The organism is Streptomyces sp. GLSS-08, from assembly GCF_056387915.1.
In genome coordinates this window covers 38683-59248 of sequence record NZ_JBWJAQ010000023.1, presented here as the reverse complement: position 1 = coordinate 59248, position 20566 = coordinate 38683, and the positions used below count along the sequence as shown (strand labels likewise).

Annotated in this window: 3 protein-coding genes; all 3 read left to right on the top strand. The window is 72.0% G+C overall.

Going from position 1 to position 20566, the window contains the following annotated elements:
• Positions 1-26 precede the first annotated feature (26 nt).
• Genes AC0ZLC_RS29685 through AC0ZLC_RS29675 form a run of 3 tightly spaced genes read left to right on the top strand, consistent with a single transcriptional unit; the run spans position 27 to position 20564 of the window.
• Positions 27-7790 (top strand): amino acid adenylation domain-containing protein, encoded by a 7764-nt coding sequence (locus AC0ZLC_RS29685; RefSeq protein WP_476755023.1) that lies wholly within the window; start codon positions 27-29, stop codon positions 7788-7790.
• Positions 7791-7800: 10 nt separating this feature from the next.
• Positions 7801-15585, top strand: a complete 7785-nt coding sequence (locus AC0ZLC_RS29680; RefSeq protein ID WP_476755022.1) for an amino acid adenylation domain-containing protein — start codon at positions 7801-7803, stop codon at positions 15583-15585.
• Positions 15582-20564, top strand: coding sequence for a non-ribosomal peptide synthetase (locus AC0ZLC_RS29675; protein ID WP_476755021.1), 4983 nt, complete (start codon positions 15582-15584; stop codon positions 20562-20564). Before AC0ZLC_RS29680 ends, AC0ZLC_RS29675 begins: the two co-directional genes overlap by 4 nt.
• Positions 20565-20566: the final 2 nt, after the last annotated feature.

Here is a 20566-nt window from a genome sequence, read left to right as displayed (position 1 = left end):
CCTGGTTCCGCCGATTTGGAGAAACAATGATCCCGTTGTCGTTCGCGCAGCGTCGGCTGTGGTTCGTGGACCGGTTCGAAGGCCCGTCAGCGACCTACAACGGCGCCTTCGCCCTGCACCTGACCGGTGAACTGCGCGTGGGGGCGCTTCAGGCGGCGCTTCGCGACGTCATCGACCGCCACGAGGTCCTGCGCACGGTGATCGTCGAGGACGACGACGGCGTCCCGCACCAGCAGGTACTGGCGCCCGGTGACCAGCCCTTCCACCTGCCGGTCGTCGAGGTCAGCCGGGAAGGACGGGCGGCGGCCGTCGAGGAGGCCGCCACCCGAACCTTCGACCTGGCCGGCGACGCACCCATCCGCGCCAGGCTGCTGCGGTGCGCACCGCGCGAGCACACCCTCGTCGTCGTCGCGCACCACATCGCCGTGGACGGGGAATCCTTCGGACCCCTGTTCCGCGACCTCACCACCGCCTACGCGGCCCGCACCGAGGGCGGGGCACCCACCTGGGAGCCCCTGCCGGTGCAGTACGCGGACTACACGCTGTGGCAGCGGGACGTGCTCGGTGACGAGAGCGACCCGCAGAGCCTGGCGGCCCGGCAACTGGCGTACTGGCGCGAGGCCCTGGCCGACCTGCCGCAGCCGCTGGCCCTGCCCACCGACCGCCCCCGCCCCCGGGTGATGAGCCCCGACGGTGACCGCGTCGCGTTCACGATCGACGGCGACCTGCTCGACAGCGTGCAGAAACTGGCCACGGAACTGGACACCACCGTGTCGATGGTCATGCACTCGGCGCTGGCGGTGCTCCTGCACCACCTCGGATGCGGCGACGACGTGTCCATCGGCGCGCCGATCACCGACCGCACCGACGAAGAACTGCGCGACCTCGTCGGGTTCTTCGTCAACACCTGGGTGCTGCGCGTCGACCTCTCCGCCAACCCGACCTTCCGCGGGCTGCTCCAGCAGGTACGCGACCGCTCCCTCGCCGCCTACGACAACCAGGACATGCCCTTCGAGCGGCTGGTGGAACTCCTCAACCCGGACCGCTCCACCGCCTACAACCCGTTCTTCCAGGTCATGCTCTCCTGGCAGCCGCCCGTGCCGGCCCTGGAACTGCCCGGCCTCACCGTCCGGGCCGAGCGGCTGGAGACCGGCACCGCCAAGTTCGACCTGTTCTTCGACCTGCTCCCCGACAGCCGTGGCGGGGCACGATGCCGCCTGGAGTACGCCACCAGCCTCTTCGACCGGCACACCGCCGAGACCATCGCCGAACGCTTCGTGCGCGTACTGAGCCGCCTCACCGCCGACCCGCAGCGCGTGATCGGCCTCGTCGACGTCCTGGACGACACCGAGCGGGAACTGCTGCTCACCCGCTTCGACCAGCACGCCGCCACCGTCCCCGAGCAGACCATTCCCGAGCTGTTCGAAAACCAGGTCGCCCGCACCCCCGACGCCCCCGCGCTCGTGCACGACGGCCACACCCTGACCTACCGGGAACTCGACGACCGGGCCAACGCCGTCGCCTGGGAGCTGCTGCGCCACGGCGCCGGCCCCGAGGACCTGGTGCTCCTCGCACTGCCACGCACCCCCGACCTGGTGGCCGCCCTGCTGGGCATCCTCAAGTCCGGTGCCGGCTATGTGCCGTTGGACCCGCAATACCTCAGCGGCCGGGCCCAGAGCGTGCTGTCCGAGGCAGCCCCGCGGTTCGCCGTCACCGACACCAGGACCTGGCAGGACCTGCCGCACGGCGACCTCGTGTGCGTCGACCTGGACCGCAGCACACAGTGGGACACCCCCGGAAGGGCGCCGGGCGACACCGACCGCAACGCACCGCTGGGCCCGGACAACCTCGCCTACGTGATGTACACCTCCGGCTCCACGGGCACCCCCAAGGGCGCGGCGATCACCCACCGCAGCGTCGTCAACGGCGTGCGGGAGCTGATCCGCGTCCTGGACGCACCCCCCGCACTGCGGATGCTGGCCGCCACCTCGGTCAACTTCGACGTCTCGGTCTTCGAGCTGCTGACCACCCTGACCACCGGCGGCACCGCCGAACTGGTCGCCAACGCGCTGGCCCTGGGCGAGCGAAACGGCTGGGACGGCCACGTCATCAGCGGGGTCCCCTCGGTCCTGGGCGAACTGGCCGGCCACCTGGACAGGACACCCGACGTACGCACGGTCGTCTTCGCCGGCGACGTGCTCCCGGGCCGGCTCGTGCGCCAGGTACGCGAGGCCCTGCCGGGCGTGCGCATCGTCAACTGCTACGGACAGAGCGAGAGTTTCTACGCCACCGCCTTCGCCCTCGACGCCTCCAAGGAGTGGGCGGACGCCGACGTCGCCCCCATCGGCACCCCGCTGGGCAACATGCGCGCCTACGTGCTCGGCCCGGCCCTGGCCCCCGTACCGCAGGGCGTCATCGGCGAGCTGTACGTCGCCGGCACCTGCCTGGGCCGCGGCTACCACCACCGCCCCTCGCTGACCGCCGAACGCTTCGTCGCGAACCCGTTCGGCGCCGCCGGCGAGCGGATGTACCGCACGGGCGACCTGGCCCGCTGGAACGCGCAGGGACAGCTGGAGTGCGTGGGACGCGGCGACGGCCAGGTCAAGGTGCGCGGCTTCCGCATCGAGACGGCCGAGGTCGAAGCGGCGATCACCCAGCACCCCGGGATCAGCGAAGCACTGGTGATCAGCCGCGAGGTGCCCGCGGGCGGCCGCCGGCTCGTCGCCTACGTGGTGCACACCGGCGAAGGCTCCGTCGGTGACGACGGCGCCGGCGGCATCGGCGACGTGGACGTGCTGGCCGGAGCCTCCGCCGCCGAACTGCGCAAGTTCACCGCCGCCCGGCTGCCCGACTACATGGTGCCCTCCGCCTTCGTGGCACTGGGCCGGCTGCCGCTGGGCCCCACCGGCAAACTGGACCGCTCGGCCCTGCCCGAACCGGAGTTCGGCGGCGAGGCCTACCGGGAGCCCCGCACCGAAGCCGAGATGATCATCACCGCGGCGTACGCGGACGTACTCGGCGTGGACCGGGTCGGGGTCGACGACGACTTCTTCGCCGCGGGCGGCGACAGCCTGCGCTCCATCCAGGTGGTGGCCCGGGCCCGGGCCCGCGGCCTCGAGGTCTCCACCCGCGAGATCTTCGAATGCCGCACGGCCGCCCGCCTCGCCGACGTGGCCTCCGCCCGCCAGGGCCAGGCACCCGTCCTCGCCGAGGACGCGAGCGGCGGCGTCGGCCCCATGCCGCTGCAGCCGGTGGCCCGGCAGGTCTTCGAACACGGCGGCGGCACCGACCGGTTCGCCATGTCGATGGTCCTTCAACTGCCCGCGGACATCGACGCGGACGGCCTCACCGCGACCCTGGACGCCGTCCTCGACCGGCACGACCTCCTGCGCGCCCAGCTGGTGCCCGGCCAGGAGCCGACGCTCCTGGCACGCGAGCGGGGCACCGTCCGCGCGGCCGACCTGATCCACCGCGTCGACTGCGACGGCCGCTGGGACGAGCCGTCCTCACTGGCCGCGGCGAAGACACACCTGTACGACGCGGTCGGCCGGCTCGACCCGCACGCCGGGACCATCGCCGACTTCGTCTGGTTCGCCCCGCCCACGGGCCCGGGCCGCCTGCTCGTGGTGCTGCACCACCTGGTCGTGGACGGAGTGTCCTGGCGCATCCTCATGTCCGACCTCGCCGAGGCCTGGCAGCAGATCCGCTCGGGCCGCGCGCCCGAACTGCCCCCCGTCGGCACCTCCGCCCGCCGCTGGGCGGCAGCCCTGCACGACGAGGCACTCTCCCCCCGGCGGGAAGCGGAACTGGCGTACTGGCGGGACCTGCTCGAAGCCCCCAACCCCCCGCTGGGCACCCGCGCCTTCGACCCCGCGCTCGACCTGTGGTCCACCGTCGACACCGTCCGCGTGCAGCTGCCCGCCGACGTCACCGAAGCGGTCCTGACCACCCTGCCCGCCGCGCTGCGGGGCACCGGCACCGACGTACTGCTCGCCGCACTCGCCCTGGCGGTCAACCGGTGGCGCGGCACGAACTCCCCGGCCCTGGTCCGCCTCGAAGGACACGGCCGCGAGGAGGACGCCGTACCCGGCGCCGACCTCTCGCGCACCGTGGGATGGTTCACCACCATGTACCCGGCCCGCGTCGACGTCGGCGCGCTGGACATGGCCGACGTGCTCACCGGCGGCCCCGCCGCCGGCACCGCGGTCAAACTGGTCAAGGAGCAGCTGCGCCAGGTCCCGGACAAGGGCCTGGGATACGGACTGCTGCGCCACCTGAACCCGGACACCGCCCAACAGCTCACCGGCCTCGCGGTACCCCAGATCGGCTTCAACTACCTCGGCCGGATCTCCGACGCCGACGTGCCCGAGCACCTGCGCACCGGCGGATGGGGACCGGCGTCCTGGTCCGCGGAGCTGATCGCCGAACCCGACCCGGACCTGCCCGCCCTGTCCGCCCTGGAGGTCAACTCCGTCGCCACCGACACCGCCGACGGCACCCGGCTGCAGGCCGCGTTCATGTTCCCCACCGGCGTACTGACCCGCGAACGGACCACGGAACTGGCCGAACTGTGGGTCGAGGTGCTGCACGGCATGGCCGCGCACGCCGCACACCCCCACGCCGGCGGACTCACCCCCTCCGACGCCCCGCTGGTCACCGTCCGCCAGGACGACATCGAGACCTGGGAACAACGCTACGGGCGGCTGGCCGAGGTGTGGCCGCAGGCCCCGGGACAGTCCGGCATCCAGTTCCAGGCAGCCCTGGCCGACGGCACCTTCGACGTCTACCACATGCAGTTCGTCCTGCACCTGTCCGGACCCGTGGACCCCGCACGCGTCCAAGCCGCCGGACAGGCACTGCTGGAGCGGTACCCCAACCTGCGCTCCGCGTTCGTGACCACCGCCGACGGCGACCCGGTACAGGTCGTCGCGGAACACGTCACCCTGCCCTGGCGCCACATCGACCTGAGCGGACACAGCCCAGCCGAGCAGGACGCGGCACTCGACCGGGCCCTGGCCGACGACCGCGCCGACCAACTCGACCCCACCCGGCCCCCGCTGCTGCGCCTGGCCCTGCTCACCTGCGGACCCCGGCAGGCCAAGCTCATCCTCACCGCACACCACACCCTGTTCGACGGCTGGTCCTCACCCCTGGTGATCACCGACCTGGTCCGCCTGTACGCCGGCACCCGCGACCTGGCCCCGGTGCGCAGCTACGGCGACTACCTGGCCTGGCTGTCCCGCCAGGACCGGGACGCCTCGGCCGCCCGCTGGAAGGCCGAACTCGACGGGTTCGACGAGCCGACCCTGGTGGCCGCGGACCTGGTGTCCACGGGGGAGGCGTCCTCCCTGGGCCGCGTCGAGGTACCGCTGTCCATCGACAAGGGACGCGAACTCGCCCGCCGCGCCGCCGAACTCGGCGTCACCCTCAACACGCTCCTGCAAGGAGCGTGGGCGATCCTGCTCACGAAGCTGACCGGCCGCCACGACGTGGTCTTCGGCGCCGCCGTCAACGGCCGCCCGGCGGATGTCACCGGCTCGGACGAGATGGTCGGCCTGTTCATCAACACCCTGCCGACCAGGGCCCTGTGCCCGCCCGGCCACAGCCTGGGCGAGGTCATCACCGACCTGCAGAACCGGCAGATCACCCTCCTGGACCACCACTACTACGGCCTGGCCGACATCCAGCGCGGCGTCGGGCTGCCCTCCCTGTTCGACACGATCGTCGTGTTCGAGAACTACCCCGTCGACCGTGAGGGCATCGTCGAGGCGAACACCTCGGCGGGCTTCACCATCGACGCCATCCGCCCCTTCGCCGGCTCGCACTACCCCCTCACCCTCAACTCCTCCGACCCCTACCTGCGGCTCTCCCTCGACTACCAGACCGACCTCTTCGACCGCGACGCCGCCGAGACCGTCGCCGCCCGCCTGGTGCGGGTACTGGACCAGGTCCTCGCCGACCCGTCGGTGCCCGTCGGCGCCGTGGACGTGCTGGGAGAGGACGAACGGGACCAGCTGGTGCGCCGCGTAAACGACACCGCGCACCCCATCACCGCGGACACCCTGCCCGGCGCCTTCGAGGCCCAGGTGGCCCGGGACCCCGAGCGGGTCGCGCTGATCGCCGAGAACGAGAGGCTCACCTACGGGGAGTTCAACCGGCGGGCGAACCGGCTGGCGCACTGGCTGATCGAGCAGGGCGCAGGCCCCGAACAGCTCGTCGCGGTGAAGATCCCCCGCTCGGTGGACCTGCTGGTGGCGATCTACGCCGTCGTCAAGGCCGGCGCGGCCTACGTACCGGTCGACACCGAACTGCCCGAGGACCGGGTACGGCACGTACTGCAGCGAGCGAACCCGCTGCTGGTCCTGGACGCCACCCTGCCCGACGTGTCCGGCTACCCGCACAGCGACCCCGAGCGGGACCTGTCCCCGGACAACGCCGCCTACGTCATCTTCACCTCCGGCTCCACCGGCGGCCCCAAGGGCGTGCCGGTGGCGCACCGGTCGATCATGAACCGGCTCAAGTGGGGCCTGGCCCACTTCGGCGTCACGGGCAAGGACCGGATGCTGCTGAGCACGACGGCGAGCTTCGACGTGTCGGTACCGGAACTGTTCGCACCACTGCAGGTGGGCGCGGCCGTGGTCATCGCCCGCCCCGACGGACGCCGGGACCCCGCCTACCTGACGGAGCTGATCCGGCGGGAGAAGGTGACCGGCGCGGACTTCGTGCCCTCCCTGCTGGAGGCGTTCGTCGCCGAACCCTCCGCCCGCCGGTGCACCAGCCTGCGCTGGATCGAGGTCGCCGGCGAGGCGTTCCCCGCCGCGCTGGCCAACAAGTTCACCGACCTGCTGCCCGGCTGCACCGCCAACAACGTCTACGGGCCCACCGAGGCATCGGTGGAGGTCACCGCCTGGCAGCACATCCCCGGCGCCGGCCGGGTACCGATCGGCACCCCCATCTGGAACACCCAGGTCTACGTCCTGGACGCCGCCCTGCGCCCCGTCGCCCCCGGCGTCACCGGCGAGCTGTACCTGGCCGGCGTCCAGCTGGCCCGCGGCTACCTCGGACAGACCGCGCTGACCGCGAACCGGTTCGTCGCCTGCCCCTTCGGCGAGCCGGGAAGCCGGATGTACCGCACCGGCGACGTGGTGCGCTGGAACAGGGACGGCCAGGTCGAGTACATCGGCCGCTCCGACTTCCAGGTCAAGATCCGCGGATTCCGCATCGAACTCGGCGAGATCGAAAACGTCCTGAGCACCCACCCCGACGTCGAGAGCGCGGTCGCCGTGGTACGCGAGGACCACGCCGACGACCAGCGGCTGGTCGCCTACGTGGTGCCCTGCGGATCCACGGACCCCGCCGGACTGGACCTCACCGCCCTCACCGACCTGGCCCGGGAACACCTGCCCGAGTACATGGTCCCCTCGGCCGTCGTGCCGCTCGACCGGTTCCCCCAGACACCCAGCGGAAAGCTCGACCGGGGCGCACTGCCCGCCCCCGACCGCGCCCGGGCCCGGACCGGACGCGGGCCGCGCAACCACAACGAAGAAGTCCTGTGCCGGCTGTTCGCCGAACTGCTCGGGGTGGAGGAGATCGGCATCGACGCCGACTTCTTCGACAACGGCGGCCATTCGCTGCTGGCCACCCGGCTGATCGGCCGCATCCGCAACGAGCTCAAGGTCGACGTGAAGGTCACGACGGTGTTCCGCAGTCCGACCGTCGCCGAACTGGCGGGCCGGCTCGAGAAGTCCGCCAGGTCGAACCGCCTCCAGCTGCGCCAGATGAACGTTTAGGAGTTGCACGATGATCCCGTTGTCCTTCGCTCAGCGCCGACTGTGGTTCCTCCACCGTCTGGAAGGGCCGTCCGCGACCTACAACATCCCCTTCGTGCTGCGTCTGGACGGCCCGCTGGACACCGCGGCCCTGGCCGCGGCGGTGACCGACGTCGTCACCCGGCACGAGAGCCTGCGCACCCTGCTCGTCGAGAACGCGGACGGCACCCCCGAGCAGCGGGTGCTGTCCCCGCAGGAGGCCGACCTGCCGTTCCGCGTCGTCGACGTCACCGCGGACGCGGTCGACGACACCCTGCGCGAGGTGGCGTGCGCCGGGTTCGAACTGGACAGCGACCTGCCCCTGCGCACCACCGTCCTGCGTGTCTCGCCGCAGGAGCACGTACTGGTGTTCGTCTTCCACCACGTCGCCGCGGACGGGGCGTCGATGGCGCCGTTCATGCGGGACCTGCTGTCGGCGTACACCGCGCGCCGGCAGGGCCAGGCACCCGACTGGACCCCGCTGCCCGTGCAGTACAAGGACTACACGGTGTGGCAGCGGCGGATGCTCGGCGAGGACGACGACCCGGACAGCGTCGCCGCCGAGCAACTGGAGTACTGGCGCAAGGAGCTGACCGGGGTGCCGCAGCCGGTGCAGCTGCCGCTGGACCGGCCGCGGCCGACCTCGGCCAGCCACCGCGGCGGCCACGTCGACTTCGACCTGGACGCCGACCTCGTCGCCGGCATCGGGAAACTGGCCGCCGGCCACGGCGCCACGCCACCCATGGTCGCCCAGGCCGTCCTCGCGGTACTCCTGCACCACCTCGGCGCCGGCAACGACCTGACCATCGGCAGCCCCATCGAGGGCCGCCCCGACGAACAGCTCGAAGACCTGATCGGGTTCTTCGCCAACACCTGGGTGCTGCGCGTCGACCTGTCCCACAACCCCTCCTTCGGCGACCTGCTGGAACAGGTACGAGACCGCGCGCTTGCCGCCTACGACAACCAGGACGTGCCCTTCGAGCACCTGGTGGAGCTGCTCGACCCGGACCGCACCACCGCCTACCAGCCGCTGTTCCAGGTGATGCTGGCCTGGCAGTTCGCCTGGTCGCAGATCGAGGTACCGGGGCTGCGGGTCACCCCCGTCCCGGCGGGCACCGACACCGCGAAGTTCGACCTGTTCTTCAACATCGTCCCCAGCCCCTCGGGACGCGGCTACGGACGCCTGGAATACGCGACGGAACTCTTCGACCACACCACCGCCCAGAGCCTGGTCGAGCGCTACGTGCGGGTGCTGCGCCAGGTCGTCGCCGACCCCGCGACGCGGCTGGGCGCCGTGGACGTGCTCACCGGCGCCGAACACACCTGGCTGACCGGACTGAACGAGACGGCCGCACCGGTGCCGGCCGCGACCGTACCGGAGCTGGTCACCGCCCAGGCGGCGCAAACACCCGGCGCGACAGCCGTGGTGTGCGGGCAGACCTCACTGCTGTACGGGGAGCTGGAGGTCCGCGCGGGCCGACTGGCCGCCGCCCTGCGCGAACGCGGAGTCGGCCCGGACGCCCTGGTCGCCGTGGCCCTGCCACGCTCCACCGACCTGGTGGTCGCCCTCCTCGCCGTGCTCAAGGCCGGCGGCGCCTACCTGCCCCTCGACCCCGACTACCCCTCCGCCCGCGTCAGCCTCCTGCTCGACGCGGCCCGCCCCGCCCTGGTCCTGACCGACCGGGCCACGGCACAGACGCTGGGGGAGTGCGCCCCGCCGGTACTGCACCTCGACGGCCCGGACCTGGACCTGGACCTGGACGGCCCCGTCGTCGAAGCCGGCGAACTGGGGATCGGACCGCAGAACCTGGCCTACGTGATGTTCACCTCCGGCTCCACCGGCACCCCCAAGGGCGTCGCCCTCACCCACGCCGGCGTCGTCAACGGGATACAGGACCTGCGCCGGCGCACCCACGTCGAGGCGGGATCCCGGATGCTCGCCGCGACCTCGGTGAACTTCGACGTCTCCGTCTTCGAGATCTTCACCGCGCTGACCGCGGGAGCCGGCGTCGAGATCGTCCGGGACGTCCTCGAACTCGGCGAACGCGACAGCTGGTCGGGCACCACCGTCAGCGCCGTGCCCGCGGTGTTCTCCGCCCTGCTGGACCAGCTCGCCACCGACAACACCCCCGGCCTGCGACTGGACGTGGACACCGTCGTCCTCGCCGGCGAAGCACTCTCCTTCGACCTCGTCCGCAAGATCCACGACGCGCTGCCCGGCACCCGCGTCATCAACGCCTACGGACAGACCGAGAGCTTCTACACCTCCACGTTCACCGTCGCACAGCAGCCGGACGCAACCGGCGCCGTACCGATCGGCGAGCCGCTGGCCAACATGCGCGCCCACGTCCTTGGACCCGAACTGACCCCGCTCCCGCAGGGCGTGGTCGGAGAGCTGTACGTCGCCGGCCCCGTCGCCCGCGGCTACCACCGCAACAGCGCCGCCACCGCCGAACGGTTCGTGCCCTGCCCGTTCGGCCCGGCCGGTACGCGGATGTACCGCACCGGCGACCTGGCCCGATGGGACGAGGACGGCCAACTGCGCTACGCGGGACGCGCCGACAGCCAGGTCAAGGTCAACGGCATCCGCGTCGAACCCACCGAGATCGAGACGGTCCTGGCCCAGCACCCCGCCGTCAGCCGGGCCGTGGTCACCGTCCGCGAGGACCACACCGGCACCCCACGGCTCGTCGGCTACGTGGCGCAGGCCGGCACCGCCACCCCGCACGGCGACGTCGACATGAACGCCGCCGTATCGGTGGCGGACCTGCGCAGGTTCGCTTCCCGGCGGCTGCCGGACTACATGGTGCCCGCTCAACTGGTGGTGCTGGACCGGCTGCCGCTGACCGCGAACGGGAAACTGGACCGGGCCGCACTGCCCGCACCGCAGTTCACCGGCACCCGCTACCGGGCGCCGGGCAGCGCCGCGGAACGGGTCCTGGCCGAGGTGTACGCCGATGTGCTCGGCAGCGGGCAGGTCGGCGTCGACGACGACTTCTTCACCAGCGGCGGGGACAGCATCCGCTCCATCCAGGTGGTGGCCCGCGCCAAGGCACGCGGTGTGCTGGTCAGCACACGGGAAGTGTTCGAACACCGCACGGTGGCCCGGCTCGCGGAACTGGTCCAGAGCCGGGCGGGCGAGGAGCGGGTGACACTGGCCGAACTGCCGGGCGGCGGTACCGGCTGGGCTCCGCTGCCCCCGACGGCGGCACACGTCCTGGCGCTGGGCGGCGGGATCGGCCGGTTCTGCATGTCGGCGCTGCTCACCCTGCCCGAGGACATCGACCGGACCACACTGGAGGCCACCCTCCAGACGGTGCTGGACCGCCACGATGTGCTGCGCTCGCGTCTGGACCGGACCGAGCCGGGCCTGCGGATGGAACCGGCGGGCAGCGTGCGGGCCGGCACGCTGCTGCGCGAGGTGGCCCATGCGGATGCGGCCGTGCAGGGGGAACTCGACGCGGCCGCCGACCGGCTGGACCCGGACGCGGGAGTGATGGCGCAGTTCGTGTGGCTGACCTCCGGCACCAAGGCGGACCGGCTGCTGATCGTGCTGCACCACCTGGTCGTCGACGGGGTGTCCTGGCGGATCCTGCTCCCCGACCTGGTGGCCGCCTGGCGGCAGGTACGCGGCACCGACACCGCCCTGCCACCCGCCACCGGCACCTCACTGCGCCGCTGGACACACGCCCTGGCCGAAGACGCGGCCCGTCCCGAGCGGGTGGCGGAGCTTTCCGTGTGGCAGGACATCCTGCACGCGGACGAACCGGTCCTGGGCGCACGCGAGCTGGATCCGGCCCGGGACATCACCGCCACCGCGGACACCGTCCGCGTCCAGGTCCCCGCCGACGTCACCCGCGCCCTGCTGGACACGGTGCCCGCGCTCTTCCGCAGCGGCGTCGACGACGGCCTGCTGGCCGCGCTGGCCCTCGCACTGACCCGCTGGCGCCACACCCGCGGCCAGGCCGCCACCTCCACCCTGGTGCGCCTGGAAGGCCACGGCCGGGAGGAACACCTGGTGCCCGGCGCCGACCTGTCCAGCACCCTCGGCTGGTTCACCGCCATGTACCCGGTACGCCTGGACACAGCCGGCATCGACCTCGCGGACGCCTTCGCCGGCGGCACGGCCGCCGGGCAGGCACTCAAGGCCGTCAAGGAACAACTGCGCGCAGTGCCGGACAACGGAATGGGCTACGGCCCGCTGCGCCACCTCAACCCCGCGACCGCGCCCGTGCTGGCGGGGCTGCGCCGGCCGCAGATCGGCTTCAACTACCTCGGCAAGGCCTCCAGCGCCGACCTGCCCGAGGAACTGCGCGGCCTGGGCTGGGCGCCGGACACCACCCACACCGACCTGATCGCGGCGCCGGACGCGGACATGCCGGTGCTGTCCGCGCTGGAGATCAACGCGGTGGCCACCGACACCGGCAACGGTGACGAACTGAGTGCCTACTTCGGCTTTCCCACCGGTGTCCTCTCCCGCCAGGACGTCGAAGAACTGGCCGAGTTGTGGATCCAGGCACTGACCGCCCTGGCCCGCCACGCCACCGCCCCGGACGCCGGCGGCCTCACCCCCAGCGACGCACCCCTGGTCGCCGTCGGCCAGCGGGAGATCGACACCTGGGAGCAGCGCTTCGGCAAGCTCACCACGCTCTGGCCCGCCACCCCGGCACAGTCCGGGATCCTCTTCCAGGCCAAGCTGGCCGGCGCCCACTTCGACCCGTACCACATCCAGCTGGTGTTCCACCTCTCCGGCCGCGTCGACCCCGAGCGCATGCACCGGGCAGGACAGGCCCTCCTGGACCGCTACCCCGCCCTGCGCGCCGCGTTCGTCGACCGCGCCGACGGCGAACTCGTCCAGGTGATCCCGGAGTCGGTGACCCTGCCCTGGCAGCACCTCGACCTGAGCGCGGCCGGCGAGAGGGAACGCACCGACACCTTCGAACGGTTCCTCCAGGAGGACCGGACCGCCTACTTCGACGCGGACCACCCGCCCCTGATCCGGCTGGCCCTGGCCGTCCTTGACCCCGAGCGGCCCGAACTCGTCCTCACCGCCCACCACGCCCTCTACGACGGCTGGTCCACCCCCCTGCTCATGCAGGACCTGCTGCTGCTCTACGCCTCCGGCGGCGACCCCACCCACCTGCCCGCCCCCCGCGACTACGGCGACTTCCTGTCCTGGCTCACCCGCCAGGACCAGGACGAGGCCGCCCGCGCGTGGGCCGCCGAACTCGAAGGATTCGAGGAGCCGACCCTGCTCGTTCCCGACTCCGCGAACGCGGAGGACGGCGACCGCGGCCAGCTCGACGTCGACCTGGAACCGGAGGAGGCACGCGAACTGGTCCAGCGGGCCGCCGCACTGGGCATCACCGTCAACACCCTGGTCCAGGGCGCCTGGGCGCTGCTGCTCGGCCAGCTCACCGGCCGCCAGGACGTGGTGTTCGGCGCGACCGTCTCCGGGCGTCCGCCCGCGGTCGCGGACGTCGAGTCCATGGTCGGGATGTTCATCAACACCGTTCCCGTACGGGTCGCCCACACGCCCGCAGACACCGTCGGCGAGGTCCTGGGCGGGCTGCAGAGCCGGCAGGCCGACCTGGTGGAGCACCACTACTACGGGCTCCCCGAGATCCAGCAGGCCGCCGGCGTACGGTCCCTGTTCGACACCCTGGTCGTCTTCGAGTCGTACCCGGTCGACCGGGAAGGCCTCGGCGCCGCCAGCGACGCCGCGGACGGCATCACCTTCACCGGCCTGCGCCCCTTCGCCGGCAACCACTACGCGCTGTGCCTGACGGCGGCCGCCGACTCCCACCTCCAGCTCGTCATCCAGTACGCGCCGGCAGTCTTCGACCGGGACACGGTGCGGATGTACGCGGACCGGCTGGTGCGCTTCCTGCGGCAGCTGGCCTCCGACCCCGGGCTGAAGATCGCGCAGATCCAGGCCCTGGAACCCGCCGAACGCGAGCGGATGCTGGCCCGGCTCAACGACTGGCCCGTCCCCGCCTCGCACGTCACGCTCACCGAGCGGGTCGAGGCACAGGTGGCCCGGACCCCGGACGCGGTCGCCGTCACCGCCGCCGGCCACTCGCTCACCTACGCCGAACTGGACGCCCGCGCCGAGCGGCTCGCCACCGAGCTGGCCGGCCGCGGGGTGGGCCCGGAGAGCGTGGTGAGCGTGGTCCTGCCGCGCACGGTCGACGTGGTCGTGGCCCTGCTGGCCGTGCTCAAGGCGGGCGGCGCCTATCTGCCCGTCGACCCCGCCTACGCCGCCGCCCGCCTCCCGCACGTCCTGCCCACCGCCCGCCCGCACCTGATCCTCACGGACACCGGCACCCGGGAACTCGTCCCCGCCACCGACATCCCCGTCCTGGTCCTGGACGACGTCGACCTCCGGCCCCCGGCCGCCGGGCCGGCAGCACGGCCCAAGGCCGGCCCCGACAACCTCGCCTACGTCATCTACACCTCCGGCTCCACCGGCGTGCCCAAGGGCGTCGGCGTCACCCAGAGCACCGTCGTCAACGCCGTGGACGCCCTGGTCGCCCACGCCGGAGCCCAGGCCGGCCGGCGCGTCCTGGTCGCCGCCTCCTTCGGCTTCGACGTCGCCACCTTCGAGACGTTCGCCGCGCTCACCACCGGCGGCACCGCCGAGATCGTGCGCGACGTGCTGGAACTGGCCGAACGCGACAGCTGGGACGCCGACGTCATCTGCTCGGTGCCCTCCGCCTTCGCCGAACTCGTCGACCAGCTCGCCGGCCGCATCGACCCCACGGCCCTGAACATCTCCGGGGAGGTACTGACCCCGGTCCTGGCCGAGCGGGTGCGCACCCGCTGGCCCAAGGCACGCATCATCAACAGCTACGGACCCAGCGAGACCTTCTACGCCACCGGCCACACCCTGGACCCCGGCGAGCCGTACACCGCGGGTGTGCCGATCGGCCGCCCCTTCCCCGGCGTGCGGGCCTACGTACTGAGCCCGGGCCTTGGCCTGCTGCCCCCGGACACACCGGGCGAGCTCTACCTGGCCGGCGCCGGACGCGGCTACCACCGCCAGAGCGCCCTGACCGCCGACCGCTTCGTCCCCGACCCCTACGGGCCCCCCGGCTCGCGCATGTACCGCACCGGCGACCTCGCCAGCGTCACCCCCGACGGCGAACTGCAGCACCTGGGCCGCATCGACACCCAGGTCAAGATCCGCGGCTACCGCGTCGAACCCGCCGAGGTCGAGGCCGCCCTGACGGCCCATCCGCACATCGCCCAGGTCGCCGTCGTGACCCAGAAACCCGGCGACACCACCCCCTACCTCGCCGCCTACCTGGTTCCCGCCGAAGGCACCAGCGTCCCGGACCCGGCCGAACTGCGGGACCACCTGGCCGACCGGCTGCCCGAGTACATGGTCCCGGCCGCCTACGTGCCGCTGGAGAGGCTGCCGCTGTCACCCAACGGCAAGCTCGACCTCAAGGCCCTGCCCGCCCCCGACCTCACCTCCGCCACACCCTTCCGCGCTCCTGGCACCGCCCGTGAGAAGGACCTGGCCAAGCTGTTCGCGGACGTACTCGGCCTGGAGAAGGTCGGCATCGACGACGGCTTCTTCGAACTCGGCGGGCACTCCCTGCTCGCCACCCGCCTGATCACCCGCGCCCGTGCCGAGATCGGGATGGAGATACCCATCCGCAAGATCTTCGACCTGCCGACGGTGGCCGCACTCGCCGCATGGTCGAAGGAGTCGGCCGTTCCGCTTCGCCCCGCTCTCCGCAGGATGATCGTAGAGGAGCAAAACCAGTGATTCCGCTTTCGTTCGCCCAGCGCCGTATGTGGCTCACGCAGCAACTGGAGGGCGGCGCAGAGACCTACAACATCTCCCCGGCGTTCCGGCTGACGGGCCCCCTGGACGAAGCCGCCCTCATCGCGGCGGTCCGCGACGTGGTCGCCCGGCACGAACCTCTGCGCACCACCTACGTGACGGACGACAACGACGAACCCCACCAGCGGATCCTGCCGGCGGCCCAGGCACCGGTACAGGTCCCGGTCGTCGAGGTGGCACCCGACGCCCTGGACGCGGCGGTCGGGGAGTTCATCGCCCACCGCTTCGACCTGATGGCCGACATCCCCTTGCGGGTACGCCTGTTCCGCTGCGCACCCCAGGAACACGTCCTGGTCCTGCTCATCCACCACATCGCCTCGGACGGCGTCTCGGGCGGCCCGCTGGCCCGCGACCTGACCACCGCCTACACCGCGCGCCTGGACGGCCGGGCCCCGCAGTTCGAACCGCTGCCCGTGACGTACAAGGACTACGCGCTGTGGCAGCGCGAACTGCTCGGTGACGTGACGGACCCGGGCAGCCTCGCCGCGGCCCAGGCCGAGTACTGGCGCAAGGAACTGGCCGGGGTGCCGCAGCCCCTGAACCTGCCGCTGGACCGCCCGCGGCCCGCCACCCGCAACTCCCAGGGCGACTCACTCGGCATCGAGGTCGACGCCCAGGTGGCGGCCGGCCTGCAGAAACTCGCCGACGAGCGCGGCATGACCATGTCGATGGTCGTGCAGGCCGCGCTCGGCGTACTGCTGAGCAAACTGGGCGGCGGCCAGGACGTCACGATCGGCAACCCGATCGCCGGACGCACCGACGAGGCACTGGCCGACCTGGTCGGCCTCTTCGTCAACACCCAGGTCCTGCGCATCGACCTCACCGGCAACCCCTCCTTCGTCGACCTGCTCCCGCAGGTCCGGGACAAGGCACTGGCCGCCTACGAGCACCAGGACGTGCCGTTCGAGACCCTCGTCGAACTGATCAACCCCGACCGCTCCACCTCGTACCAGCCGCTGTTCCAGGTGATGTTCGCCTGGCAGAGCTTCGAGAAGGCCGACTTCGAACTGCCCGGCCTCAACGTGCAGTTCGAGCAGTACCTCACGCAGACCTCGCTGGCCGACCTGTTCTTCAGCCTCGCCGTGACCGACTCCGGAACACTGCGCGGCGACCTCATGTACGCCACCCAGCTCTTCGACCGGGACACCGCCGAGGAGATCGCCGCCCGCTTCACCCGCGTCCTCCAGCAGGTGGCCGCCGCCCCGCACGCCCCCCTCAGCACGATCGAGGTGCTGGGATCCGACGAGCGGGACTGGCTGGTGCGCCGGGTCAACGACACCGCGCACCCGGTGGCCGGCAACACCCTGCCGGACGCCTTCGAGGCCCAGGTGGCCCGGGACCCCGAGCGGGTCGCGGTGATCGCCGAGAACGAGAGGCTCACCTACGGGGAGTTCAACCGGCGGGCGAACCGGCTGGCGCACTGGCTGATCGAGCAGGGCGCAGGCCCCGAACAGCTCGTCGCGGTGAAGATCCCCCGCTCGGTGGACCTGCTGGTGGCCGTCTACGCGGTGGTCAAGGCCGGCGCGGCCTATGTCCCGCTGGACACCGAACTGCCCAAGGACCGGGTACGGCACGTACTGGCGGGGGCGAAACCGCTGCTGCTCCTCGACGAGGTGCTCCCCGACGTGTCCGGCTACCCGCACACCGACCCCGAGCGGGACCTGTCCCCGGACAACGCCGCCTACGTCATCTTCACCTCCGGCTCCACCGGCGGCCCCAAGGGCGTGCCGGTGGCGCACCGGTCGATCATGAACCGGATCCTGTGGGGGCTGGACCACTTCGACGTCACGGTCGAGGACCGGATGCTGGTGAGCACCTCGGCCAGCTTCGACGCCTCGGTGCCGGAGATGTTCTCCAACCTGCAGATGGGTGCCAGCGTCGTGGTGGCCGGCGCGGAGGGGCGCCGGGACCCGGCGTACCTGGCCGAGCTGATCCAGCGCGAGCAGGTGACCGGCGCGTTCTTCGTGCCCTCGCTGCTGTCCGCGTTCGTCACCGAGCCCGCCGCCGCCGGCTGCACCAGCCTGCGCTGGATCGAGGTGGCGGCCGAGGCGTTCCCCGCCGCACTGGCCAACCGGTTCACCGACCTGCTGCCCGGCTGCTCCGCCAACAACCTGTACGGGCCCACCGAGGCGACCGTCGAGGTCACCGGATGGCAGCACATCCCCGGCGCGGACCGGGTACCGATCGGCGCGCCGATCTGGAACAACCAGGTCTACGTCCTGGACGCGGCCCTGCGCCCGGTCGCACCCGGCGTCGCCGGCGAGCTGTACCTGGCCGGCGCCTGCCTGGCACGCGGCTACCTGGGGCAGACGGGGCTGACGTCGCAACGGTTCGTGGCCTGCCCCTTCGGCCCGGCGGGCGCGCGCATGTACCGCACCGGGGACCTGGTGCGCTGGAACAAGGACGGCCAGGTCGAGTACATCGGCCGCACCGACTCCCAGGTCAAGGTCCGCGGGTTCCGCATCGAACTCGGCGAGATCGAGCACGCGCTGACCGGGCACCCCTCGGTGTCCCAGGCCGCCGTCGTGGTCCGCGAGGACCAGAAGGGCGACCAGCGCCTGGTGGCCTACGTCGAGCCCGACCCCGACGCCGCCGTGGCCGACGTCACCGCCCAGATCGAGGAATGGCGCCACGTCCACGACGACAGCTACGCCGAGGCCGCCGACGAGGCATGGGGCGAGGACTTCCAGCAGTGGACGTCGGTGTACGACGGCGAACCGGTCCCCCTGGACCAGCTGCGGCAGTGGCAGGACGCGGCAGCGGCACAGGTCCTGCGGTTCGCGCCGCGCCGCGTGCTGGAGATCGGCGTGGGCTCCGGCCTGCTCATGGCCAAGGTCGTCGACCAGGTCGAGGAGTACTGGGGCACCGACCTGTCCGCCACCGCCGTGGACCGGCTCCGGGACCAGGCCGAGCAGGCCGGACACGGGCACCGGGTCCGGCTCAGCACCCGGGCCGCCCACGACCTGTCCGCACTGCCGCAGGGCACCTTCGACACCGTCGTACTCAACTCGGTGGTGCAGTACTTCCCCAGCGTGGAATACCTGGACCAGGTACTGCGGCAGGCCCTGGACCTTCTCGCCCCCGGCGGCCGGCTGATCCTCGGCGACGTCCGCAACGCCGCGACCCTGCGGATCCTGGCGACCGCGCAGGCCCAGGCGGCCCAGCCCTACGCCTCCCACGAGGAGATCCGGGCGGCGGTGGAGCAGGCGCTGCTCGCCGAGCGGGAACTGGCGGTCGCCCCGGAGTGGTTCGCCCAGTGGGCGGCGGAACACCGGGCCGGGGCCGACATCCGGCTCAAGGCCGGGCAGGCGCACAACGCGCTGACCCGCCACCGCTACGAGGTCGTCCTGCACCAGGAGCCGGCCGGCCTCCTCGACCTGACCGGCGTGCCGTCGCTGGCGTGGGGTGAGGAGGTGTCCGACCTGGCCGCCCTGAACGGGCGGGTGACACGCGCCGGCGGCCCGGTGCGGGTGAGCGGGATACCCAACGCACGGCTGGCACAGGAGAGCGCCGCGGCGCTGTTCGCCGGCGTGCTGAAGACGGACGCCCCCTCCGGCAGGCCCGTCGACCCCGAGGACGTCGCCGCATGGGCGCGGCGCCAGGGCCTGGAGGCGGTCCTCACCTGGTCCAGCGAGGCCGTCCACAACTTCGACGCCGTCCTTGTGCCCGAGCGGCGCACCGTCTGCGGCGCCTTCGTGCCCAGCCCCGTCGCCGGACGGATCCGGGCGAACACCCCCGCCCTGGCCAAGGCGATCGGCCCGCTGGTGGCCGAACTGCCCGAGTACCTGCGCGGGCGTCTTCCCGACTACATGGTCCCGGCCGCGGTGGTGCCGCTGTCACAGCTTCCGCTGAACCCGGCCGGCAAGATCGACCGGGGCGCGCTGCCCGCCGAGCACACCACCACCGTGAGCAGCGGAGAACCACGCAACTCCCACGAAGAGAAGCTCTGCTCCTTCTTCAGCGACCTGCTCGGCCTGGAGCGGGTCGGCATCAACGACGACTTCTTCGCCCTGGGCGGGCACTCCCTGCTGGCCACCCGCCTCAGCGCCCGCATCCGCAAGCAGTTCGGCACCGACATGCCCCTGCGGACCATCATCCAGTACCCCACGGTCGCCGAGCTGGCCGCGCTGCTGCTCATCGGCAGCATCCCCGGCGACCACGCCGACTCCTTCGGGGTGGTGCTGCCGCTGAACCGCGACCCCGGCACGGGCAAGCCGCCGGTGTGGTTCGTCCACGGAGGCGGCGGTCTCGGCTGGGCGTTCTTCACCTTCGCGCCGCACGTGCCCGACCGCCCCTCCTACGCCCTGCAGTCCCGCGGCTCCAACGGCATCGACCCGATGGCGGACTCGGTGCAGGAGATGGTCGACGACTACCTCGCCCAGATCCTCAAGATCCAGCCGGAAGGGCCCTACAACCTCGTCGGCTGGTCCTACGGCGGGCCGATCGCCCACGCCCTCGCGGTGGCACTGGACCGGCTCGGCCACCAGGTCGACCTCGTGGCCGTCCTGGACACCCAGCCCGCGACCGGCGCCGCCGACAACGGGTTCCAGCAGGTGTCCGACCGGGGCCAGGACCTCTACCGGGCCGACATCGAGGAAGTCTTCGGCCAGTTCATGAACACCGGCAACATGGACGACTTCCTGGACACCATGTCCAAGGTCGGCGCCAACAACCTGCAAAAGATGGGCGACTTCGTCTCACCGGTCTACGGCGGCGACGTGCTGTACTTCAACGCGACGCTGGACAAGGTCGACGGGCTCTCGTCGTACGGGCCCGAATGGCGGCCCTACGTCCTCGGCTCCTACGAGGAGTACGACGTGGAGGCCACCCACCACGACCTGCACATGCCCAAGCCGGCCGGCCAGATCATGAAGGTCATCGCCCGCAAGCTGGCCTCGTGAAA

Excerpts from the sequence above, each read along its gene's own strand:
- AC0ZLC_RS29685 (WP_476755023.1), top strand. The coding sequence starts at position 27 with ATGATCCCGTTGTCGTTCGCGCAGCGTCGGCTGTGGTTCGTGGACCGG.
- AC0ZLC_RS29680 (WP_476755022.1), top strand. The coding sequence starts at position 7,801 with ATGATCCCGTTGTCCTTCGCTCAGCGCCGACTGTGGTTCCTCCACCGT.